General features: G+C 52.5%; 19 protein-coding genes. 11 read left to right on the top strand and 8 right to left on the bottom strand.

Annotated features, from left to right (window positions below; genetic code table 11):
- The first annotated feature begins 374 nt into the window (after positions 1-374).
- From typA to fabY, 5 genes are all read left to right on the top strand, one after another.
- Entirely contained in the window at positions 375-2,198 is a 1,824-nt protein-coding gene (typA, locus tag F3J28_RS20890; protein ID WP_039289131.1) for a ribosome-dependent GTPase TypA, read from the top strand.
- A 148-nt stretch (positions 2,199-2,346) separates the two neighbouring features.
- On the top strand, positions 2,347-2,943 hold the full coding sequence (gene yihX, locus F3J28_RS20885) for a glucose-1-phosphatase (protein WP_166879414.1): 597 nt from the start codon (positions 2,347-2,349) through the stop codon (positions 2,941-2,943).
- Entirely contained in the window at positions 2,940-3,812 is an 873-nt protein-coding gene (locus F3J28_RS20880; RefSeq protein ID WP_039299070.1) for a virulence factor BrkB family protein, read from the top strand. The genes yihX and F3J28_RS20880 overlap by 4 nt, the downstream gene beginning before the upstream one ends.
- Positions 3,809-4,246 carry a D-aminoacyl-tRNA deacylase gene (gene dtd, locus F3J28_RS20875; RefSeq protein WP_008457399.1) on the top strand — a complete coding sequence of 146 codons (438 nt, stop codon included), beginning with the start codon at positions 3,809-3,811 and terminating at the stop codon, positions 4,244-4,246. Before F3J28_RS20880 ends, dtd begins: the two co-directional genes overlap by 4 nt.
- Before the next feature lie 37 nt (positions 4,247-4,283).
- Complete coding sequence (gene fabY, locus F3J28_RS20870) at positions 4,284-5,225, top strand: fatty acid biosynthesis protein FabY (RefSeq protein WP_008457400.1); 942 nt, start codon at positions 4,284-4,286, stop codon at positions 5,223-5,225.
- A 13-nt stretch (positions 5,226-5,238) separates the two neighbouring features.
- Here fabY and F3J28_RS20865 read toward each other — a convergent pair whose 3' ends face one another.
- Both F3J28_RS20865 and F3J28_RS20860 read right to left on the bottom strand, forming a co-directional pair.
- Positions 5,239-6,921, bottom strand: a complete 1,683-nt coding sequence (locus tag F3J28_RS20865; protein ID WP_166879411.1) for an AsmA family protein — start codon at positions 6,919-6,921, stop codon at positions 5,239-5,241.
- 122 nt (positions 6,922-7,043) lie between these two features.
- Positions 7,044-8,435, bottom strand: a complete 1,392-nt coding sequence (locus tag F3J28_RS20860; protein ID WP_008457403.1) for a nucleobase:cation symporter-2 family protein — start codon at positions 8,433-8,435, stop codon at positions 7,044-7,046.
- A 228-nt stretch (positions 8,436-8,663) separates the two neighbouring features.
- Here F3J28_RS20860 and gltS point away from each other — a divergent pair, with 228 nt between their 5' ends.
- Complete coding sequence (gene gltS / locus F3J28_RS20855; protein ID WP_166879409.1) at positions 8,664-9,866, top strand: sodium/glutamate symporter; 1,203 nt, start codon at positions 8,664-8,666, stop codon at positions 9,864-9,866.
- Here gltS and recG read toward each other — a convergent pair.
- From recG to gmk, 5 genes are read right to left on the bottom strand one after another with little or no spacing between them, the layout of a single operon-like run.
- A complete protein-coding gene (recG, locus tag F3J28_RS20850; protein ID WP_166879406.1) occupies positions 9,863-11,944 on the bottom strand; it encodes an ATP-dependent DNA helicase RecG in 2,082 nt (693 codons plus the stop codon). The genes gltS and recG overlap by 4 nt on opposite strands.
- 3 nt (positions 11,945-11,947) lie before the next feature.
- Positions 11,948-12,637 (bottom strand): tRNA (guanosine(18)-2'-O)-methyltransferase TrmH, encoded by a 690-nt coding sequence (trmH, locus tag F3J28_RS20845; protein WP_166879403.1) that lies wholly within the window; start codon positions 12,635-12,637, stop codon positions 11,948-11,950.
- A 4-nt stretch (positions 12,638-12,641) separates the two neighbouring features.
- The gene (gene spoT / locus F3J28_RS20840) at positions 12,642-14,762 is read right to left on the bottom strand and encodes a bifunctional GTP diphosphokinase/guanosine-3',5'-bis pyrophosphate 3'-pyrophosphohydrolase (RefSeq protein WP_039289139.1); all 2,121 of its coding nucleotides are present in this window, start codon (positions 14,760-14,762) and stop codon (positions 12,642-12,644) included.
- 18 nt (positions 14,763-14,780) lie between these two features.
- The gene (gene rpoZ / locus F3J28_RS20835; RefSeq protein ID WP_008457417.1) at positions 14,781-15,056 is read right to left on the bottom strand and encodes a DNA-directed RNA polymerase subunit omega; all 276 of its coding nucleotides are present in this window, start codon (positions 15,054-15,056) and stop codon (positions 14,781-14,783) included.
- A gap of 54 nt (positions 15,057-15,110) precedes the next feature.
- A complete protein-coding gene (gmk, locus tag F3J28_RS20830) occupies positions 15,111-15,734 on the bottom strand; it encodes a guanylate kinase (protein WP_008457418.1) in 624 nt (207 codons plus the stop codon).
- Positions 15,735-15,979: 245 nt separating this feature from the next.
- Between gmk and ligB the strand changes: the two genes are divergently transcribed.
- Positions 15,980-17,683, top strand: coding sequence for an NAD-dependent DNA ligase LigB (gene ligB / locus F3J28_RS20825; protein WP_502706916.1), 1,704 nt, complete (start codon positions 15,980-15,982; stop codon positions 17,681-17,683).
- Here the strand turns inward: ligB and F3J28_RS20820 are convergent.
- Entirely contained in the window at positions 17,677-18,294 is a 618-nt protein-coding gene (locus tag F3J28_RS20820; RefSeq protein ID WP_039289141.1) for a trimeric intracellular cation channel family protein, read from the bottom strand. The two genes, ligB and F3J28_RS20820, sit on opposite strands and share 7 nt — an antisense overlap.
- Positions 18,295-18,480: 186 nt before the next feature.
- Here F3J28_RS20820 and F3J28_RS20815 point away from each other — a divergent pair, with 186 nt between their 5' ends.
- The 4 genes from F3J28_RS20815 (at position 18,481) to F3J28_RS20800 (ending at position 20,475) form a co-directional block, all read left to right on the top strand.
- A complete protein-coding gene (locus F3J28_RS20815; protein WP_166879400.1) occupies positions 18,481-18,870 on the top strand; it encodes a hypothetical protein in 390 nt (129 codons plus the stop codon).
- Between the two features lie 484 nt (positions 18,871-19,354).
- Positions 19,355-19,633: a hypothetical protein gene (locus F3J28_RS20810; protein ID WP_166879398.1), complete on the top strand. Its 279-nt coding sequence runs from the start codon at positions 19,355-19,357 to the stop codon at positions 19,631-19,633.
- Entirely contained in the window at positions 19,630-19,896 is a 267-nt protein-coding gene (locus tag F3J28_RS20805) for a hypothetical protein (RefSeq protein ID WP_166879395.1), read from the top strand. Before F3J28_RS20810 ends, F3J28_RS20805 begins: the two co-directional genes overlap by 4 nt.
- A 12-nt stretch (positions 19,897-19,908) precedes the next feature.
- A complete protein-coding gene (locus tag F3J28_RS20800; RefSeq protein WP_166879392.1) occupies positions 19,909-20,475 on the top strand; it encodes a hypothetical protein in 567 nt (188 codons plus the stop codon).
- Positions 20,476-20,608 lie beyond the last annotated feature (133 nt).

Here is a 20,608-nt window from a genome sequence, read left to right as displayed (position 1 = left end):
TTAAACTCTCCCGGATTGGTGTAGTCGTCGTGGTAACGAGGTAATCAAACACTTCTTAATGTGGCTTTTCGCCATAAAATGTTTAAAGCGAAATCTGTGCCAACTTTTAAATCACCCTAAAAAGGCGCTATCATGCGCACCATAGTGCAAAAGGGCTGCACCAGGATGAATAATTTGCACCAATATAGTGCTTCAGTATGAAACCTGAGCACCATATTGGTGCAATTTACGTTATGGCTCCCTTTTTAGCTCCGTGAAAGCGATCACAAACCCTTACTTTCTGCATTGTTTGTAAAGGTTCTTTGTGATCCTGTTCTGTCCTTCGATTAATACGTGTACAATAACGCGCTATTTCTAATGCCTGAGGCAAAGTTGTGATCGAAAATCTGCGTAATATCGCCATCATCGCGCACGTTGACCACGGTAAAACTACCCTGGTTGATAAGCTGCTGCAGCAGTCTGGTACCTTCAGTGAGCGTGCTGAAACTACTGAACGCGTGATGGACTCCAATGACCTGGAGAAAGAGCGTGGGATTACCATCCTCGCTAAAAACACCGCTATCAAATGGAATGACTATCGTATCAACATCGTTGATACCCCAGGACACGCCGACTTCGGTGGTGAAGTTGAGCGCGTAATGTCAATGGTTGACTCCGTTCTGCTGGTGGTTGACGCAATGGATGGCCCAATGCCGCAGACGCGCTTCGTAACCAAGAAGGCGTTTGCCCATGGTTTGAAGCCGATCGTGGTTATCAACAAAGTTGACCGCCCTGGCGCGCGTCCTGACTGGGTTGTGGATCAGGTCTTTGACCTGTTCGTTAACCTTGATGCGACCGACGAACAGCTCGACTTCCCAATCATCTATGCATCCGCACTGAACGGTATCGCGGGTATGGATCACACTGATATGGCGGAAGACATGACCCCTCTGTACCAGGCTATCGTTGATCGCGTACCGGCACCAAGCGTTGACCTCGATGGTCCACTGCAGATGCAAATTTCCCAGCTGGACTACAACAACTACGTTGGTGTTATCGGCATCGGCCGCATCAAACGCGGTAAAGTGAAGCCAAACCAGCAGATCACTATCATTGATAGCGAAGGGAAAACCCGTAACGGTAAAGTCGGTAAAGTGCTGACCCACCTGGGCCTGGAGCGTATCGAGTCTACCGAAGCTGAAGCTGGCGACATCATCGCTATCACCGGCTTGGGCGAGCTGAACATCTCCGACACCATTTGCGACCCGCAAAATGTTGAAGCGCTGCCGGCGCTGTCCGTAGATGAACCAACTGTTTCCATGTTCTTCAACGTCAACACTTCTCCGTTCTGCGGTAAAGAAGGTAAGTTCGTAACCTCTCGTCAGATTCTTGATCGTCTGAACAAAGAGCTGGTTCACAACGTTGCGCTGCGTGTTGAAGAAACCGAAGATGCGGACGCATTCCGCGTTTCCGGTCGTGGTGAACTGCACCTGTCCGTTCTGATTGAAAACATGCGTCGTGAAGGTTTCGAACTGGCGGTATCCCGTCCGAAAGTTATCTTCCGCGAAATCGACGGCCGCAAACAAGAGCCGTTCGAGAACGTGACTCTGGACGTTGAAGAGCAGCATCAGGGTTCCGTGATGCAGGCGCTCGGTGAGCGTAAAGGCGACCTGAAAAACATGAATCCAGACGGCAAAGGCCGCGTGCGTCTTGACTACGTTATCCCAAGCCGTGGTCTGATCGGCTTCCGTAACGAATTCATGACCATGACCTCCGGTACCGGTCTGCTGTACTCCACCTTCAGCCACTATGACGATATTCGTCAGGGCGAAGTGGGCCAGCGCCAGAACGGCGTACTGATCTCCAACGGTCAGGGTAAAGCGGTTGCGTTTGCGCTGTTCGGTCTGCAGGATCGCGGCAAGCTGTTCCTGGGCCACGGGGCTGAAGTTTACGAAGGCCAGATTATCGGCATCCACAGTCGTTCCAACGACCTGACCGTAAACTGCCTGACCGGTAAGAAGCTGACCAACATGCGTGCTTCCGGTACTGACGAAGCGACCACCCTGGTTCCTGCGCAGAAAATGACCCTGGAGCAAGCTCTGGAGTTCATCGATGACGACGAACTGGTAGAAGTGACCCCGCTGTCCGTGCGTATCCGTAAGCGCCACCTGACTGAAAACGACCGTAAACGTGCGGGTCGTGGTAGCAAAGAAGCTTAAGTTTCTTTTCCGCAGTCTGCTGAAGCCCTGCCTGTAAAGGCGGGGCTTTTTTATTTCTGCCTTAGAATGCGCAACCTCGCCTTCCTCTGATAGTCAAAGCCAGCCTTTCCCGCTACAGTTATTTCTCCATGTCGGAAAGGAGGTGCGCATGCTGTATATCTTTGATTTAGGTAACGTCATCGTTGATATCGACTTTAATCGCGTGCTCGGCGTCTGGAGCGATTACAGCCGGGTGCCGTTAGCCAACCTGCAGAAAAGTTTCGCGATGGGAGAAACCTTCCATCAGCATGAACGTGGGCAGATAACGGATGAAGTATTTGCCGAACGCCTGTGCCACGAAATGGACGTGGCGCTGAGCTACGAGCAGTTTGCCGCGGGCTGGCAGGCTATTTTTGTAGGCCTGCGCAAAGACACCATTGGCATCATGCAGAAGCTGCGCGAGCAGGGGCATCGCGTGGTGGTGCTTTCCAACACCAACCGCCTGCATACCGGTTTCTGGCCTGATGAATACCCGGAAGTGGCGCAGTCGGCCGATAAAATCTACCTCTCCCAGGAAATGGGGATGCGCAAGCCGGACGCGGAAATCTACCTTAAAGTGCTGCAGGAAGAGGGATTCTCTGCCGATCAGGCCGTATTCTTCGATGATAATGCCGACAATATTCACGGTGCACGAGCGTTGGGCATCACCAGCATTCAAGTGATCGACAAGCAGACTATCCCCGACTGGTTTGCTAAACAGGGATGATTAAAAGCGTGCCCCGTAAAACTGTGCATCGCCTCAGGCCTCTCTGGGCCTGGGGCAAACTGCTGTGGCAGCGTATCGACCAGGACAACATGACGACTCTGGCGGGTAACCTTGCTTATGTGTCATTGCTGTCTCTGGTGCCGCTGGTGGCGGTTGTCTTTGCGCTGTTTGCCGCCTTCCCGATGTTTGCTGATATCAGCGTTCAGCTGCGCCACTTCATCTTTGCCAATTTTATGCCCGCCACTGGCGACGTAATTCAGCGTTACATCGAACAGTTTGTCGCGAATTCCAACAGAATGACGGCGGTGGGGGCCATCGGTCTGATCGTCACCTCGCTGTTGCTGATGTATGCGGTAGATAGCGCGTTGAACACTATCTGGCGCAGTAAGCGCGTGAGGCCAAAGGTGTACTCCTTTGCCATTTACTGGATGATCCTGACGCTCGGGCCGCTGCTGGCCGGGGCCAGCCTGGCGATAAGCTCTTACCTCCTTTCTCTACGCTGGGCCTCAGAACTCAACAGCATGCTTGATGAAGTCCTGCGTATTTTTCCTCTGCTGCTTTCCTGGCTTGCGTTCTGGCTGCTCTACAGCCTGGTGCCGACGACCAGCGTGCGGGCAAAGGACGCCATGATAGGCTCGCTGGTTGCCGCGCTGCTGTTTGAACTGGGTAAGAAGGGATTTGCCCTCTATATCACCATGTTCCCCTCTTACCAGCTGATTTACGGCGTGCTGGCGGTGATCCCCATATTATTTGTCTGGGTCTACTGGACCTGGTGTATCGTGTTGCTGGGGGCGGAAATCACCGCTTCGTTGGGCGACTACCGTAAATTGCGACAGGCTGCAGAGCAGGAAGAACTGGAAGAACAATGATTGCATTAATTCAGCGCGTTACCCGTGCCAGCGTCACCGTGGAGGGTGAAGTGACGGGTGAAATTGGTCCCGGACTTTTGGTGTTGCTGGGTGTCGAAAAAGAAGATAACGAACAGAAAGCGAATCGCCTGTGCGAGCGTGTATTAGGGTATCGAATTTTCAGCGACGAGCAGGGCAAGATGAACCTGAACGTCCAGCAGGCGGGCGGCAGCCTGCTGGTGGTGTCTCAATTTACGCTGGCTGCGGACACGGAACGCGGGATGCGTCCGAGCTTCTCCGGTGGCGCAGCGCCACAGCAGGCTGAAGCCCTTTATGAATATTTTGTCGAGCGCTGCAAACAACAAGGTATCGACGCCCCAACCGGGCGATTCGCCGCCGATATGCAGGTTTCGCTAATTAATGACGGGCCGGTGACGTTCTGGCTGCAGGTGTAACCCTCGCCATCCGGCTCGCGCAACGAGAGAATAATGTATGTATCACCTTCGTGTGCCACAAACAGAAGAAGAACTAGATCGTTATTACCAGTTCCGCTGGGAAATGTTGCGCAAACCGCTGCATCAGCCAAAAGGTTCCGAGCGCGACGCCTGGGATGCAATGGCGCATCATCAGATGGTGGTCGATGAAGAGGGCAATACCGTTGCCGTGGGCCGCCTCTATATCAATGCCGATAACGAAGCCGCGATTCGCTTTATGGCGGTGCACCCGTCGGTTCAGGATAAAGGCTTAGGGACGCTGGTGGCGATGGCGCTGGAGTCCGTGGCGCGCCAGGAAGGCGTTAAGCGCGTGACCTGTAGCGCACGTGAAGATGCTGTTCCATTTTTTGCCAAGCTTGGCTTTGTGAATCAGGGGGAAATCACCACCCCGCAAACCACGCCGGTACGCCACTTCCTGATGATTAAGCCGGTCGCTACGCTTGATGACATCTTGCATCGGGGCGACTGGTGCGGGCAGCTTCAACAGGCATGGTACGAACATATTCCGCTGAGCGAGAAAATGGGCGTGCGTATTCAGCAGTATACCGGGCAAAAATTCATCACCACGATGCCGGAAACGGGCAACCAAAACCCGCACCACACGCTCTTCGCGGGGAGTTTGTTCTCGCTTGCCACCTTAACCGGCTGGGGGCTTATCTGGCTGATGCTGCGTGAGCGGCATCTCGGCGGGACGATTATTCTGGCCGATGCCCATATCCGTTATAGCAAACCGATCACCGGAAAACCGGGGGCTACGGCTGACCTGGGGTCGCTGAGTGGCGATCTGGACAGGCTGGCCCGGGGCCGCAAAGCTCGCGTAGCGCTTGAAGTCGAGCTTTACGGCAATGACACGCCCGGCGCGGTGTTTGAAGGTGTCTATCTGGTGCTGCCAGCTAAGCCGTTCGGCCCTCTGGAAGAGGGCGGAAACGAAGAGGAATAGGTCAGGATGCAGGCTACGCGCCGGGCACATCTCCGTTACGCATAGTCTGCTGAATCTGTTGCCCACTGGCGCTGGTGGCCTGCAGGGTGCCATTTACGGTGGGCTTCAGCGCAGTGCCTGCGGCCACCTGCCCGGTCGCCGAAAGCTGCAGATTTCCGTTCCCCTCGAGCGGCAGAGCAGGCCAGCCCCAGGCGTGCAACACATTCACCGGCACGCTCTGGCCCTTCAGGCTAACGCTCACCGCACGCAGAGGCGTCTGGCTTACGTTTGCCCTGGCTTCCAGTAAGCCTTCACCCGCGAACGCACTTAGCTCCGTTATCGCGACCTGGCTCTGGTTCGCCGTCAGCGACAGCGACGGGCGCCGCACGTCAACGCGGTTAAAGGTGGCCGCCGCGGCATTAAACGAGGCATTGCCGGACCAAATACCCCACTGATGATCTCGTGCCAGCTGGATATTCGTGGCGGTGCCATCCAGCCCGGTGAGCTGGAATGGCCAGTCTGGGTCGATATCGATAACCAGATTACGGTTTGCCGAAAACTTTTTCACCGTAACGCTGTTCAGCCAGTCAGGCAGTTTCTCCATCCACAGGGCCTTCCAGTTGGACGGGAGCGTGTATTCCAGCCCGCCTACGACCACTTCATCCATCACCGCTTGATTACCGTCGCGCAACCATTGCCCGGAAGCTCGAACCAGACCGCCCTCCCAGCGCGAGCTAAATTGCCGGAGCGTGGCACCTGCCGGGGCAAAATCGACGTTCACGATCGGATCCTGCAAATGCAGCGAACCGTTAATGAATTCGCTGGCGTTCATCGACAGCTGGCCGTCATCGCTTTGCCATCCCCCGTTCGCCAGCGACAGATTCCGCAGGCTAAGGGCAAGGTCGCTTACCGCCCACTCTTTCCCTTCCAGTCGTGCATCGGTTATTTCAAGGCGATCGATAGTTAACGAGGGAACAGATGTTACTGGCGCAAGAAAATCGGTGAGTGATTTTGCCGTTTGAAGGCGAATGTCATTGAGGCGCAGGCTGCCCACCTGCCATGAGCCGTCGGCGTTGCGGTGGGCATTACCCGTCAGCGAGCCGCGAGCAACGTCCGCCCCGATAGTGGTCAGCGTGACCTGTTCATTATTCAGCGTCCCTTGCAGCAGGACGTTGCTGGCGTTAATCCCGTTGAGCGTCAGAGAACCTGCGCTGAAAGCGATAGTGGCCTTGTCACCCAGCACTTTTCCGGCCTGCGGCAGCCAGGGGGCCACGCCGCCTTCAACGCGCTGGGCGCTGAGATTCCACTCGCTATCCGGGCTGTTAATCGCCATATCCTGCAACTGCAGCTTATCTGCCTCAAGCGGGAGTGGAACCGCATTTGCGCTGAGATTTAACGTCCCTTGCTGGAGCAAAATAGTGTCGACATAGAGAGGCTGAGAAAACTGGCGCGTACTCAGGCCAATATCCACGCTCTTCGCGACCAGAGTAGCGGGCTGGCCGGTGCGGCCAAAAGTAACGTTATGGAACACCAGATGGGTGGGCGAAGACCAGTCATGCGCCATCTCATTGAAAGAGAGGTGGTAGCTCGTTTTTTCATTCACCCAGCTGCTGATTTGGCCCGCGCCCCAGCGGGTTTGCAGCAGGATGTAAAACGCAACCAGCGCCAGTATCACAAGGCCCAACAGGATAAGAACCAGCTTTCCGAGGAATTTCATTGCCTTCCACCCCTTTCAGTTTCGCTAAGGGTGTTATGCCCGATTTACTGCTGTAGCTCAAGGAGGGGATTGTCAAAGGAGATTTCGCGCCGGCAAAAAATCATTGCCGGCGCGTAAGGGCGTTACTCTTTTTCTGGCGGGAAAATCAGATTAAGCACGATGGCCGTGATCCCACCGGCAGCAATGCCCGAAGAGAGTAGGGTTTTCAGCCAGTCAGGCGCGAACTGAAGGATCAGTGGCTGCTGGGACACGCCAAGGCCAACGGCGAGCGACAGGGCGATGATCATAATCGCGCGGCGGTTCAGCGGCTCGCGGGAGACGATACGCACCCCGGAAGCGGCAATGGTGCCGAACATCACAATCGTTGCGCCGCCGAGAACAGGTTCAGGAATATGCTGCACAAAGCCGCTTACTGCCGGGAAGAGGCCCAGCACGATCAGCATCAGGGCGACAACAAAGCCCACATAGCGGCTGGCGACGCCGGTCAATTGAATAACCCCGTTGTTCTGGCCAAAGCAGGAATTCGGAAAGGTATTGAACACGGCAGAAACGCAGGAATTCAGACCATTAGCCAGTACGCCTCCCTTCAGGCGCTTCATGTACAGCGGGCCGGAAACGGGCTGTTCGGAGACGTCGGAGGTGGCGGTGATGTCGCCGATGGTTTCCAGCGAAGTCACCATAAACACCAGCATCAGCGGGATCAGCAGGCTCCAGTCGATGCCAAGTCCGTAATACAGCGGCGTGGGGACCATGATTAGGTCGGTGTTCGCGGCCTGAGTCGTGGCTGGCAGCATGTCCAGAGCCCAGGCGAGCAGATAACCCACGGCCATCGCGATGACCAGGGACGCTACGCGCAGGTACGGATTACGCTGGCGGTTCAGCAGGATAATAACCAGCAGAACTGCGCCTGCCAGCAGCAGATTTTTCGGTGCGCCAAAAGTGTGATCGGCCATGGCGCCATAGCCACCGCCGATAGAGGTCAGCCCAACCTGAATCAGGGACAGGCCGATAATCATGACCACCACGCCGGAAACCAGAGGAGTGATGATACGACGAGCAAGATGCAGCACGCGTGAAATCAGCATTTCCGTGCAGCTGGCAAGCATCAGCGTGCCAAAGAGTGCCGCCATCATCGTCGGCACGTCCGCACCGCCATTTTTCAGCGCCATGCCGCCCATAATCAGCGGAGAGACAAAGTTAAAGCTGGTGCCCTGAATCGACAGCAAACCTGAACCTACTGGCCCCCAGGCTTTGATTTGAATAATCGAAGCCACGCCAGAGGCAAACAAAGACATGCTGATAATGTGCTGCGTGTCCGATGCCGGTAACCCCAACGCCTGGCAAATTAACAATGCCGGTGTAATCACAGCCACAAACATCGCCAGCAGGTGTTGGCAGGCGGCAAAAAGGGTTTGTGGCAGCGGCGGGCGGTCTTCAAGGCGATAAATTAGTTCGCTCGGGCGAGTCTGCGCAACCGGTTGCGCATTATCTGACTCTACGGCATTCACGGACATCAGTGACGATCTCATGGCTGGAAAAGCGCTGATTTTAACGGACTGAACGGCAAAAGCAAACGATTGCTAGCCTAATGGGATAAGAGCGAAATGTCATAAATTGAGCATTAGTTATAACGAAGGCGCATTTTTTGGTTAAAATGCGCCGGCTGATTTCATCCATGAAGGAAATAACAGCGAAGGATAATTAAGCGCGAATGATGGATGCGCAATAAAAGGAGCCCTGCAATGTTTCATCTTGATACCCTTTCTACCCTGGTGGCCGCCACGTTAGTGCTGCTTCTGGGGCGTAAAATGGTCCACTCGGTCCCTTTCCTCAAAAAATACACTATTCCTGAACCCGTGGCCGGTGGGCTGCTGGTGGCGATAGCCCTGCTTGTCCTGAAAAAGAGCATGGGCTGGGAAATTGAGTTTGATATGAGCCTCAAAGATCCTTTGATGCTCGCTTTCTTTGCCACAATCGGCCTGAATGCGAATATCGCCAGTTTGCGCAAAGGCGGGAAAGTGGTGGGGATTTTCCTGTTTATCGTCGTTGGGCTACTGGTCATGCAGAACGCCATTGGCATCGGTATGGCCAGCATGTTGGGGCTCGATCCGCTGATGGGGCTGCTGGCAGGTTCGATAACGTTGTCCGGCGGGCACGGTACCGGTGCAGCCTGGGGCAAACTCTTTACCGAACGCTATGGTTTCCAGAATGCGACGGAAGTTGCTATGGCCTGTGCGACTTTTGGCCTGGTGCTGGGCGGTTTAATTGGTGGCCCGGTTGCTCGCTACCTGGTTAAACATTCGTCTACGCCGAATGGTGCGCCTGAAGATAACGAGATCCCCGGCGCGTTTGAAAAGCCAGATGTCGGGCGGGTCATTACCTCTTTGGTAATGATTGAAACCATCGCCCTGATTGCTATCTGCCTGACGGTAGGGCGTGTCGTTGCTGAGTTATTGCAGGGCACACCTTTTGAGCTGCCGACGTTTGTCTGCGTGCTGTTTATTGGTGTGATTCTCAGTAATTTGCTCGCGGCCGTGGGCTTCTATCGTGTCTTCGAGCGGGCGGTTTCCGTACTGGGCAACGTCAGCCTTTCGCTGTTCCTGGCGATGGCGTTAATGAGCCTTAAACTTTGGGAACTGGCCTCTCTGGCGTTACCGATGCTGGCTATTCTGGCCGTACAAACGTTGTTTATGGCGCTGTACGCCATTTTTGTCACCTGGCGTTTGATGGGCAAAAACTACGATGCGGCGGTGCTGGCCGCCGGTCACTGTGGTTTTGGCATGGGTGCCACACCGACGGCGATTGCTAATATGCAGGCGATTACCGAACGATTTGGCCCGTCCCATATGGCGTTTCTGGTGGTGCCGATGGTGGGAGCGTTCTTTATCGACATCGTGAATGCGGTGGTGATCAAGCTGTTCCTGATGCTACCGCTGTTTGCTTAAGCGTTGGAGTAACGCTCGGTTTCCGGCATCCAGCGTTCGATCAGCGCCTTAGCCTGTTCAGGATAGCGTTCGTGGATATGGCGCGCCAGGCGCTGAACCTGCGGGATCATTCCCTGGTCCCGCAGCAGATCGGCCACTTTGAATTCTGCGTTACCCGTCTGGCGAGTTCCTAGCAGCTCGCCAGGCCCGCGGATCTCCAGGTCTTTTTGCGCAATCACAAAACCATCATTACTGTCTCTCAGCACCTGCAGGCGAAGCTGTGCCGTTTTGGATAGCGGGGATTTATACAGAAGCACGCAGTGAGAGGCCACGGCGCCACGGCCAACACGGCCGCGGAGCTGGTGGAGTTGCGCAAGCCCTAAACGCTCAGGGTTTTCGATGATCATCAGGCTGGCGTTGGGAACATCCACGCCGACTTCAATCACCGTGGTGGCGACCAGAAGATGCAGTTCGCCCTGCTTGAAGGCCTGCATTACCGCCTGTTTTTCCTGTGGCTTCATGCGCCCGTGTACCAGACCAACGTTAAGCTCCGGGAGGGCGGTTTTTAGCTCTTCCCAGGTCACTTCCGCAGCCTGGGCCTCCAGCAGTTCAGACTCTTCAATCAGCGTACAAACCCAGTATGCCTGACGTTTTTCGTCGCGGCAGGCGTTGCGTACTCGCTCAATTATCTCGCTGCGGCGGGTGTCCGCTATTGCCACGGTAGTGACTGGCGTTCGTCCCGGCGGCAATTCATCGATGACTGAGGTATCGAGGTCGGCATAGGCAGTCATCGCCAGCGTGCGTGGAATCGGCGTTGCGGTCATGATCAGTTGATGAGGATGGAAGCCCTGAATCTGACCTTTTTCCCACAGCGCCAGGCGTTGATGCACGCCAAAACGGTGCTGCTCATCAATGATAACCAGCGCCAGCCCGGCAAACTGAACCTGCTCCTGGAAAATAGCGTGAGTGCCAACCACCATCGAAACCTGGCCGCTGGCAATGGCTTCCTGTTGCGCAATCCGGGCTTTGCCTTTTTGCTTCCCGGCCAGCCAGCCTACCTCGATACCTAATGGTTCAAACCACTGACGGAAGTTATTGGCGTGTTGCTCAGCCAGCAACTCGGTGGGGGCCATCAGGCCAACCTGCTTACCGTGTGCGATAGCACGAAGGGCTGCCAGGGCGGCAACCAGCGTTTTACCGGAACCTACGTCGCCCTGCACCAGGCGCATCATAGGTACGTCCAGCGCCATATCTCGTTCTATTTCTGAGACTACTCGTTCCTGAGCCCCGGTAGGCTTAAAGGGCAGGGCAGCAAGTAACTGGTTTTTTAGTTCGTCGTGATTAACCAGCGGTAGCGCATGGTAGCGCTGTGCCCCGGCTCGTAGCGCCAGCATACTCAGATTATGGGCAAGTAGCTCTTCGAGGATTAATCTCTGCTGAGCCGGATGTTTACCGGTTTCCAGATCGGCCAGTTTCATGTCCGGCGGCGGCCTGTGCAAGGTGCGTAATGCCTCCGGCAGGCTCATCATGCCCTGACTCAGTTCGGCGGGCAGAAGTTCGGTAATTGCGCAGGTATCCAGCAGCTCGAGTGCCTGATCGGTCAACTTACGTAGCGTAGCCTGGCGGATTCCCTCGGTCGTCGGGTAAACCGGCGTGAGCGTTTCCTGCAGATCCGGCGTACTGAGGTCGCCCTGAATGCGGTATTCAGGGTGGAACATCTCGGCACCGTATTTGCCACGTTTGGCTTCACCGTAGGCGAGCACGCGCTTGCCGGCAGAAAGGCTGTTTTTCATCGCGGCGTTGAAATTGAAAAAACGCATCGTGAGAATGCCGGTGCCGTCGCTAATCTGGCAGGTCATCATCCGGCGTCCGCCGAAGGTGATATTGCTGTTCAGCACTTCGCCTTCCACCGTGGCGTACAGGCCCGGCTGAAGGTCGTTAATGGGGTAAAGATGGGTACGGTCTTCGTAGCGAAGCGGCAGGTGCAGCAGCAGATCCTGGATGGTATGCAGGCCTATTTTGGCCAGCTTTCCGCTCTGGCTGGCGCCCACTCCGGCAAGCGTGCTTAGCGGTATGGCATCCAGCAGGCGGCCTTTCATGGCTTATTTCGCCGACTGCATCGTGGCCCACCATGCGGCATCAGCTTCTATCTCACCCTGCTGATTCACATGTGGGTACGGTAAGCCTTTCCGGCGGGAAACGTTCGCCAGCACAGGATAGCCACCTTCAAACAGCAGTCTCTGTTGCTCAGCTTCCGGTAACGTACTGTTTTCACGCTGATACATGCCTGCGTTTTGGCGCTGGCGCTGGGCTTCGTACAAAATCAGCGCCGAGGCGACGGACACGTTCAGGGATTGCACCATACCGATCATAGGAATAATGATGTCCTGATCGGCAAGCGCGAGCGCCTCTTCGGTAATGCCGGTTTTTTCCTGACCCATCAGAATGCAGGTGGGGCGAGTGTAATCTATCTCACGGAAGTCGACGGCTTTATCGGAAAGATGAGTCGCCAGAATTTGCATGCCGCAGCTTTTGAGCTGCCGGACGGCTTCGCCGATAGTCTTGTGTGTTTTGACTTGAACCCAGGAATTACTTCCTGCGGCGGAAGACGCCATGGTGCGCATACGGCTTCCTGGCCAAACGGCGTGCACTTCATGCACGCCCACGGCGTCGGCGGTACGGATGATGGCGGAGACGTTATGGGGCTTGTGCACCTGCTCCATACAAACGGTCAGGTCCGGCTGGCGTCTGGCGAGCATCTCGCAAATACGCGCATAACGTTGAGGATTCATAACTCTAGTTTCTGTTGCGGGTCACTTTAATCACATCCGGCATCACGCGAATCTTGCGCATGATGTTCGCCAGATGGACGCGATCCCGGGCTGTCAGGCGAATGAAGGCGCTGTATACGCGGCCGTCTTTCTCTTCGGTGTTCAGGCTCTGGATGTTAGAGCCCGCAGTGTTGATTGCCGCGGTCAGGTTTGCCAGCGCACCCTGGTGGTTAAACATGTCCACCTTGATCTCGGTGATAAACTCTTGCTCGGTCTCTTTATCCCATTCCACGGCCATAAACTTCTCGGGCTCTTTCTGGTAGCCACGAATGTTTCGACAAGACTCATGGTGGATAACCAGCCCTTTACCTGGGCTGACGTGAGCGACGATAGGATCTCCCGGAATTGGGCGGCAGCACTTGGCGAAGGTAATCAGAACGCCGTCTGCACCTTTGATTGGCAGGTTGCTGTGGTTTGCTGCAGGCGCTGTGCCTGGCTGAGCAGCAACTGGTGATTCTCCTTGCAGGTTTTTCGCCACGACGACGCTCATTGCGTTCCCGAGGCCAATTTCGGCCAGCAGGTCATCAAGTGACGCAAGCTTCATGCGGTCCAGTTCACGCTGGAGATTTTCGGCAGGAATTTCAGCCAGTTTACGGCTGCCACCGAGCGCATGGTTGAGCAGGCGACGCCCTAAACTGACGGAATCATCACGCTTCAGATTTTTCAGCATTTGGCGAATTTTGGCGCGAGCTTTGGAGCTGACAACAAAATTAAGCCATGCGGCGTTTGGACGTGCCCCGGGTGCGGTGATGATTTCGATAGTCTGCCCGCTGGTCAACGACTGTGAAAGCGGGTAAGGCTGGCGATCGACGCGAGCGCCTACGCAGGCGTGACCGATATCGGTATGTACCGCGTAGGCGAAGTCCACCGGCGTTGCGCCTGCGGGCAACTCTACAATGCGGCCTTCCGGGGTGAAAACGTAAATCTCATCCGGGAACAGATCGGATTTTACGCTCTCAATGAATTCAAATGAGCTACCGGCGCTTTGCTGCAGCTCCAGCAGGCTTTGCATCCAGCGCTGAGCGCGGATTTGTGCCGTCGTGCTGCTTTCGCCTTGCTCTTTATAAGCCCAGTGCGCAGCAACCCCCATTTCCGCCATCTGATCCATGTCTTCAGTACGGATTTGCACTTCAACCGGGACGCCGTGCGGCCCAATCATTGAGGTGTGCAGGGACTGATAGCCGTTCGCTTTCGGGATGGCGATATAGTCTTTCACCCGCCCTGGACGAGGTTTATAGAGGCTGTGCATCTGCCCGAGGACGCGATAGCAGGTATCCATGTCGTGGACAATGACGCGAAACGCGTAGATATCCATGATCGAATGGAAACGCTGTTCTTTGAGCGTCATCTTGCAGTAAATAGAGTAAAGGTGCTTTTCGCGACCGCTAACGCGGCAGGCAATGCCTGCCTCCTGAAGACGCCCGTCGATTTCAGAGAGGATTTTTTGAATCATCTCTTTGCGGTTACCTCGCGCCGCTTTTACCACTTCTTTAATGACGCGGTAGCGGTTCGGATAAAGCGCTTCAAAGCCAAGCTCTTCCAGTTCGGTTTTCAGGTGATGAATACCGAGGCGGTGAGCGAGTGGGCTATAAATTTCGAGGGTTTCACGGGCAATACGGCGGCGTTTATCTGGGCGCAATGACCCAAGCGTGCGCATATTGTGCGTGCGGTCGGCAAGCTTGATCAAAATGACGCGAATATCCTGCACCATCGCCATGATCATTTTGCGGAAGTTTTCGGCCTGAGCCTCTTTCTTATCGCGGAACTTCAGTTTATCTAGCTTAGAAACCCCTTCCACCAGTTCGGCAACGCTTTTGCCAAACAGCTGTTCCATATCCTGGTAGGTGGCCGGGGTGTCTTCAATCACGTCATGCAGAAGCGCTGCCATTAGCGTTTCATGGTCGAGTTTCATCTCGGCCAGGATACAGGCAACGGCGACGGGATGGGTGATATAGGGTTCACCGCTTGAACGAGTTTGTCCCTCGTGAGCATCACGTGCGACAAGGTATGCCTGCCGGAGGCGCTTAATTTGCTCCTCTGGCAGATAGTTTTGAATCAGCTGATTCAGGCTTTCAAACAGATACAAGGGCTACCCGCAGGCTAATTAACGACGACCTTCAGCAATAGCAGTCACGGCCTGCAGTTCTGCGGCTTCCTGCTCTTGCTGTTCCTGGCGCTCACGAACATCGAGAATCTGGTTGGTGATCAACCCTTCTTCGATTTCACGCAGTGCGATAACGGTCGTTTTATCGTTTTCTTCCGGTACCAGCGGATCTTTACCGCCAACCTGCATCTGACGAGCGCGACGCGCGGCCACAAGTACCAGGTCAAAACGGTTACCAATTTTCTCTACAGCGTCCTGAACGGTTACGCGTGCCATAATTAAAATGCTCCACAGGTGAAGAAATGACTGGGCATGATACTGAAACTGGTGTCAGTCTGCCAATAGTTTGCTGATTAAAGCGTCATGTCGCATCTTTTGGCGACCCATTCGTAGACGCTCGGCACGAATGATTATCTTTAAATCAGACAGGGCAGTGTCGAAGTCATCATTAACGATAAGGTAATCATACTCCGCATAGTGACTCATTTCTGCAACGGCTTGCGCCATGCGTTTTGCAATCACCTCTTCGCTATCCTGACCGCGACCACGCAGGCGGCGGTCCAGTTCGTCTTTTGACGGCGGCAGAATAAAGATACTGCGGGATTGCGGCATTTTCTTACGAATTTGCTCTGCACCCTGCCAGTCGATATCCAAAAACACATCTACGCCGGTCGCCAGCACATTTTCGATCGCCTGGCGGGATGTACCGTAGTAGTTACCAAATACTTCCGCGTGCTCAAGAAAAGCGTCTTCAGCGATCATCTGCTGGAATTCGTCTTTGCTGACAAAGAAGTAATGTTCCCCGTGATTTTCACCTGGGCGTTCACCGCGAGTGGTGTGCGAGATGGAAACCTGGGTGTCATACAGCGGTTGCGTCTTTAACAAAGCCTGGATGAGGCTGGATTTACCCGCGCCACTTGGAGCGGAAACAATATAAAGCGTGCCTTGAGCCATGAGTTCTAACTTAATCGGTATGCATAAAGGGAAGAGCGTCTACCGGCATATTATACACACCGCTGCCTCAGTACGTAGGTTTTGTCATTGCCAGGTGCGTTTTTTCTCGTGTTTTAAGCGATGTTTTCCACCTTTTTGTCATTCTCGATGCAACGAGATTAGTTTTTAGGGACGTATCTCGTACGCAGGATCTTTCATGCTCGCGATTGATGCGGGACACGGTTATACCTCCCCGGAGAAAGGAAATGGAGGGTGGTATGAAAGGGGTCGCGTTAGCAGTTTTTGTCATTTTACTGGGAGTTTCATCAACGGTAATGGCATCTTGTCCAGCATGGTCTGATGTCAGAACACAGAAGGAGATTGAACGCCTTACGCACCAGCTATCCCTCTGGGATGACGCCTATTACCAGCAGGGAAAGAGTTTGGTGAGTGATGCCGTTTACGATGACTTAAAGGAGACACTGTCTGCCTGGAGGCGCTGCATTAAACAGGGGCAAGAGGCAGAATCTGCAAGGATGGGAGCAGCAGGAAACTCGTCTCATCCTGTTGCGCATACAGGGCTGAAAAAGCTACCGGATAAACGAGCTGTCGAGCTATGGGCTGCAGGCCGACAGAACTTATGGGTACAGCCCAAAGTAGATGGGGTGGCTATCACACTGGTCTATCAACAAGGGCGGTTAGTGAAAATGCTAAGCCGTGGCAATGGCATTAAAGGAGAGGACTGGACGCATAAAGCTGCCGGTATTGATGCCATACCCCTTCATCTTGCTGGACCTCTTGCCAACAGCGTGCTGCAAGGCGAGCTCTTCCTGAAACGGGAAGGCCATATTCAAAGCCTGGCTGGAGGTGTGAATGCGAGATCTAAAGTTGCCGGGGAAATGCTTCGTACCGGGGCGGTTAGCGATCCACACTCGCTGGGCATTTTTATCTGGGCATGGCCAGATGGCCCCAAAAGCTATGCTGAAAAAGGCAGTATATTGCGTGATGCAGGATTTTCTCTGACTGCTCTATGGTCCCGGCCTGTAACAAACATTGATGAAATTGCCCGCTTACGTGAGGGGTGGTTTCGCCAGTCTCTCCCCTTTGTCACGGATGGCATTGTGATTCGTCAGGAACGTGAACCCGAGGCTAAATTCTGGCAGCCGGGGCAGGGGGAGTGGGCCATCGCGTGGAAATATCCTCCTGCTGAGCAAATCGCCGTGGTCCGTAACGTTGATTTTGCCGTAGGGCGAACGGGTAAGGTGTCCGTCGTGCTTGAATTGGAAGAGGTTCAGCTCGACGATAAACGTGTTCGACGAGTGAATATCGGTTCTCTAAAGCGCTGGCAGGAATGGGATGTTGTGGCCGGTGATAAAGTAAAAATAAGTCTGGCGGGACAGGGAATACCTCGGATGGACGAAGTCGTCTGGCGCGTCAGTCAGCGAGATACATCCATACCGGAAATGGTGGCTTTTACACCGGTGACTTGCCTTTATGCTTCATCTGAATGCGCAGAACAATTTATTGCCCGTCTGACGGGGATGAGCCAAAAGCGAGTTCTGGATTTGGCTGGCGTTAGTCAAAGCACCTGGCGCCATCTACACATGACGTCACGCTTTCAGCACGTTTTTTCATGGCTGGATTTGAACAAGACAATTCTGTCTGGTTTACCGGGAATTTCAGTGAAAAAAGCCGAGCTGTTATGGCATCAGTTTTCTCTGTCCCGAAAACAGCCGTTTATCCGCTGGGTATTGGCCTTAGGGATGCCGCTGCCGCGAAGTGCGCATGCCGTTCTTAAAGACAAACACTGGCAGCAGCTTGGCGACTGGGATCAATCCCGATGGCAAACTTTACCCGGTGTGGGAGCTAAGCGGGCAAGTCAGTTAGTCGATTTTATGCAGCATCCACAGGTGATTGCCCTGGCCGCCTTCCTTGGCCAGCATAACATCCCGGGTTTTGGTCATCAGTGATCGGCGTGTTTGTAATGGAATACAGGTAGCCCAAGCCGCAGACGCAGTGCCAGTAGCCGAGTGCTAAAGCCGAATAATAAGGTTGCTATAACCACGACGTCATGGCTGCTGACGTAGTGCTGCAGCGCGATATACAGCACGGCTGAAGCAAAGGCGATACCAGCGTACAGTTCTTTCTGGAACACGAGGGGAATTCGTTTGCAGAACATATCTCTTAGCACACCCCCAAAGACGCCGGTGACAACGGCGGCAATGGTCGCAATGATTGGGCCTTCGCCCATATCCAAAGCAACCTGCGCACCGATAATAGAAAAGACAACGAGCCCCAGCGCATCCAGTACCAAAAAGAGTTTGCGTAGGTGCGGCATTACGGGAGCCATGATGGTTGTGAGTACTGCCGCAACGGCAACAATCACTACGTACTCAGGGTGTTTCACCCAGCCGAGGGGATAGTGGCCCAGCAGAATATCGCGAACAGAACCACCGCCCAGCGCCGTGGCAGTGGCGATAATAATGACGCCAAACGTATCCATGCGACGGCGCCCGGCGGCCAGGGCCCCGGTCATGGCTTCCGCCGTAATACCAATCAAATAAAGAATGTGTAGCAGCATATTTGTCCCCTCAGAATACCGGCAGAGGGTAACGTTTTGTGCACTATGTCACGATTGAGATTTTCTAAGCTGAATGAATATGGATTAGTTTTATTTATCCAAAATATAAAATTTGTCCTTTATATTTGGGTGTTTTCAGGTTCTTTTAAAATTAAATGGATTAGTAGAAGTATTTAAGGAGGCGCAATGAAAATATCGGCGATGTTAAAAGCGCTAGCAAATGGCATCAATCCAGAAACTGGAGAGGTGCTTGGCGCTAAATCAACAGCCAATAAGCCGGAAGCGATAAGAGCGCTGTTTGCCCTGGCTGAGGAGCTGTCGGTGAGCCCGGAAAAACAGAAAAAGCCCAGGCTAACCCCTGAGGAGAGACAGCAGCGTAACCTTGCCGAAGGACGTCCGGCTAAGTCTCATTTTCCCTGGGCCGAAGAAGAGAAACTGATTCTTGCAGAGCGATTTGAGCAAACTGGCGCTATCGAAACCCTGGGGGATGAGTTTGAACGTTCTCCGAGAGCGGTAGCTATTCAGCTTGAAAAGATGAGGCTTATCACTGCGGAGCAGCTATTGGCGTATACCTAGTACGCATCAAAAGAAAAAGCCTGCTGAACGCAGGCTTATGTCACGCTATTCGATATTGAATCTGAATGTTGAGTGTGGTTATAAGTATATTGATTTTTAATGTTTTTGTTTATTCTTGCTTTCGAGTAACTACACCCTTAAGTACAACGAAAACAGACGCTATACTTAATTGCTCAAAGTATAGCGGCCATTCTTGCGTGCAAAAACCAACCGAGAAAAAACAGCGCTCACTGAACAGCGATGACACGTTAGATGCTCTGAAAACGTTGTAGTCACGTTCTGAGCAAATTTTCGATAAAAGTAAATAGCTTCAATGATATGCTATATAAAAGAAAGCCTAGGTAAACCGCATTAGAGTTCGGGTGTCACAGAACCCCGAACCGCAAGCGGCTAAAATCTAAACCAAGTAGCAAAGATAGATAGACTACCCACGTAGCACAGGACGGGGGTTTTAGATATTACATATATTGAAAAAGGAAAAAATATGAATACATATGCAAAAGAAATCGGGGATAAGTTATTTAGAGAAACTAGTGACTTTCAATCAATAATTGATGATGCTGAAATGCAGATAGCATTAAATAATGAGGAGGATAAGGAGAGATTTTGGGATTTTTTAATTGCCGAGATAAATTCTTGGCCTTCATCTGGTTTAGAGAATTTCGGAGTAAGTAGTTTTAATAAGGAAGTTAAAGAGTCAAGAGAGAAAATAAAAAAAGCAATTGAGCTGAAAATGAAACAAAAAGGTAAAGACAAAAAATGACATCCGAAGAATATGCAAAGAAAATATCTGAAAGATTAAATGATAATGTTTCAGACTATGAAAACATATTGAATAATGCAGAAAGAGTATTGAATGATTCGAATATATCACAAATGAATAAAGATATATTTTGGATAACACTATCTAATATATTCAACTCAGATCAACAAATATCAGAAAATGTTAGTAATAAAAACTTAAATCGTGAGGTATTAGCTGCGAGACAAGCAATTGCAAATAGAATCATATCTTTAAAAAAATAGGTGGATTAGAGCATGGATCAAGAAACATATAACCTTTTTACTGTATGGATATATTCTATTTCTGGAGTTGTAGCAGCAGGAATGCTGATTGCTGCATTAGTTCAACTGGGCAGGATAAAAGACCAGTTAAATCAGGGGAATACACAACTATCAAACACGGCAACCCAAATAGGATTAGCCGTTGAGGCAAATGATGCGCTAACTAAACAAGTTAAAGAGGCAGTAGATGCCAATAAAATAAATAGACTTATAGCATTGCTCGATGTGGAAAAAGTGATAAATGCGAATAGAATGGAATTGTCAAAAGTATCAAACTATATAAGTTTGAATGTTAAAAACATGAGTAGTGATGAATTGGATAGTATGAGTTTACATCAAGCTCAATGCATTGAAAATTATTTGAACAGCGTAGATAGACTATGCTTCTGTTTATTAAATGCATATTTTGATGATACCGAATTAAGAAAAGAATTTAGAGAAATGATAACCGATACATATAAGGATTATAATGATGAAGTGATAAAAGGAGTTCACTTTAGGAATATAGTTCGACTATATAATAAATGGGCTGATAGCTAATAGATGCGCACAATGCATTTTATGCTAAAGATAAAACTTCGCCATTCCGGTGAACACAAACTGCATTCTACCGGAATGGATCAGAACCTTGTTCTAACATAAAATGATACATTATGCGCACCAAGATTGTAGA

It is taken from the genome of Enterobacter sp. Ap-1006, from assembly GCF_011752835.1.
Taxonomy (GTDB): Bacteria; Pseudomonadota; Gammaproteobacteria; order Enterobacterales; family Enterobacteriaceae; genus Cedecea.
Note: the sequence above shows the minus strand (reverse complement) of the source record. Positions and strands in the feature narration are given on the sequence as shown.

What these genes read in the sequence shown, in the direction of transcription:
- F3J28_RS20860 (WP_008457403.1), bottom strand. Translation starts at nt 8,435, where the DNA reads ATGTCCGTGAATGCCGTAGAGTCAGATAATGCGCAACCGGTTGCGCAG.
- F3J28_RS20815 (WP_166879400.1), top strand. Translation starts at nt 18,481, where the DNA reads ATGAAAATATCGGCGATGTTAAAAGCGCTAGCAAATGGCATCAATCCA.
- ligB (WP_502706916.1), top strand. Translation starts at nt 15,980, where the DNA reads ATGGAGGGTGGTATGAAAGGGGTCGCGTTAGCAGTTTTTGTCATTTTA.
- dtd (WP_008457399.1), top strand. Translation starts at nt 3,809, where the DNA reads ATGATTGCATTAATTCAGCGCGTTACCCGTGCCAGCGTCACCGTGGAG.
- rpoZ (WP_008457417.1), bottom strand. Translation starts at nt 15,056, where the DNA reads ATGGCACGCGTAACCGTTCAGGACGCTGTAGAGAAAATTGGTAACCGT.
- F3J28_RS20820 (WP_039289141.1), bottom strand. Translation starts at nt 18,294, where the DNA reads ATGCTGCTACACATTCTTTATTTGATTGGTATTACGGCGGAAGCCATG.
- F3J28_RS20800 (WP_166879392.1), top strand. Translation starts at nt 19,909, where the DNA reads ATGGATCAAGAAACATATAACCTTTTTACTGTATGGATATATTCTATT.
- trmH (WP_166879403.1), bottom strand. Translation starts at nt 12,637, where the DNA reads ATGAATCCTCAACGTTATGCGCGTATTTGCGAGATGCTCGCCAGACGC.
- F3J28_RS20805 (WP_166879395.1), top strand. Translation starts at nt 19,630, where the DNA reads ATGACATCCGAAGAATATGCAAAGAAAATATCTGAAAGATTAAATGAT.
- gmk (WP_008457418.1), bottom strand. Translation starts at nt 15,734, where the DNA reads ATGGCTCAAGGCACGCTTTATATTGTTTCCGCTCCAAGTGGCGCGGGT.
- F3J28_RS20810 (WP_166879398.1), top strand. Translation starts at nt 19,355, where the DNA reads ATGAATACATATGCAAAAGAAATCGGGGATAAGTTATTTAGAGAAACT.
- recG (WP_166879406.1), bottom strand. Translation starts at nt 11,944, where the DNA reads ATGAAAGGCCGCCTGCTGGATGCCATACCGCTAAGCACGCTTGCCGGA.
- gltS (WP_166879409.1), top strand. Translation starts at nt 8,664, where the DNA reads ATGTTTCATCTTGATACCCTTTCTACCCTGGTGGCCGCCACGTTAGTG.
- F3J28_RS20865 (WP_166879411.1), bottom strand. Translation starts at nt 6,921, where the DNA reads ATGAAATTCCTCGGAAAGCTGGTTCTTATCCTGTTGGGCCTTGTGATA.
- F3J28_RS20880 (WP_039299070.1), top strand. Translation starts at nt 2,940, where the DNA reads ATGATTAAAAGCGTGCCCCGTAAAACTGTGCATCGCCTCAGGCCTCTC.
- fabY (WP_008457400.1), top strand. Translation starts at nt 4,284, where the DNA reads ATGTATCACCTTCGTGTGCCACAAACAGAAGAAGAACTAGATCGTTAT.
- yihX (WP_166879414.1), top strand. Translation starts at nt 2,347, where the DNA reads ATGCTGTATATCTTTGATTTAGGTAACGTCATCGTTGATATCGACTTT.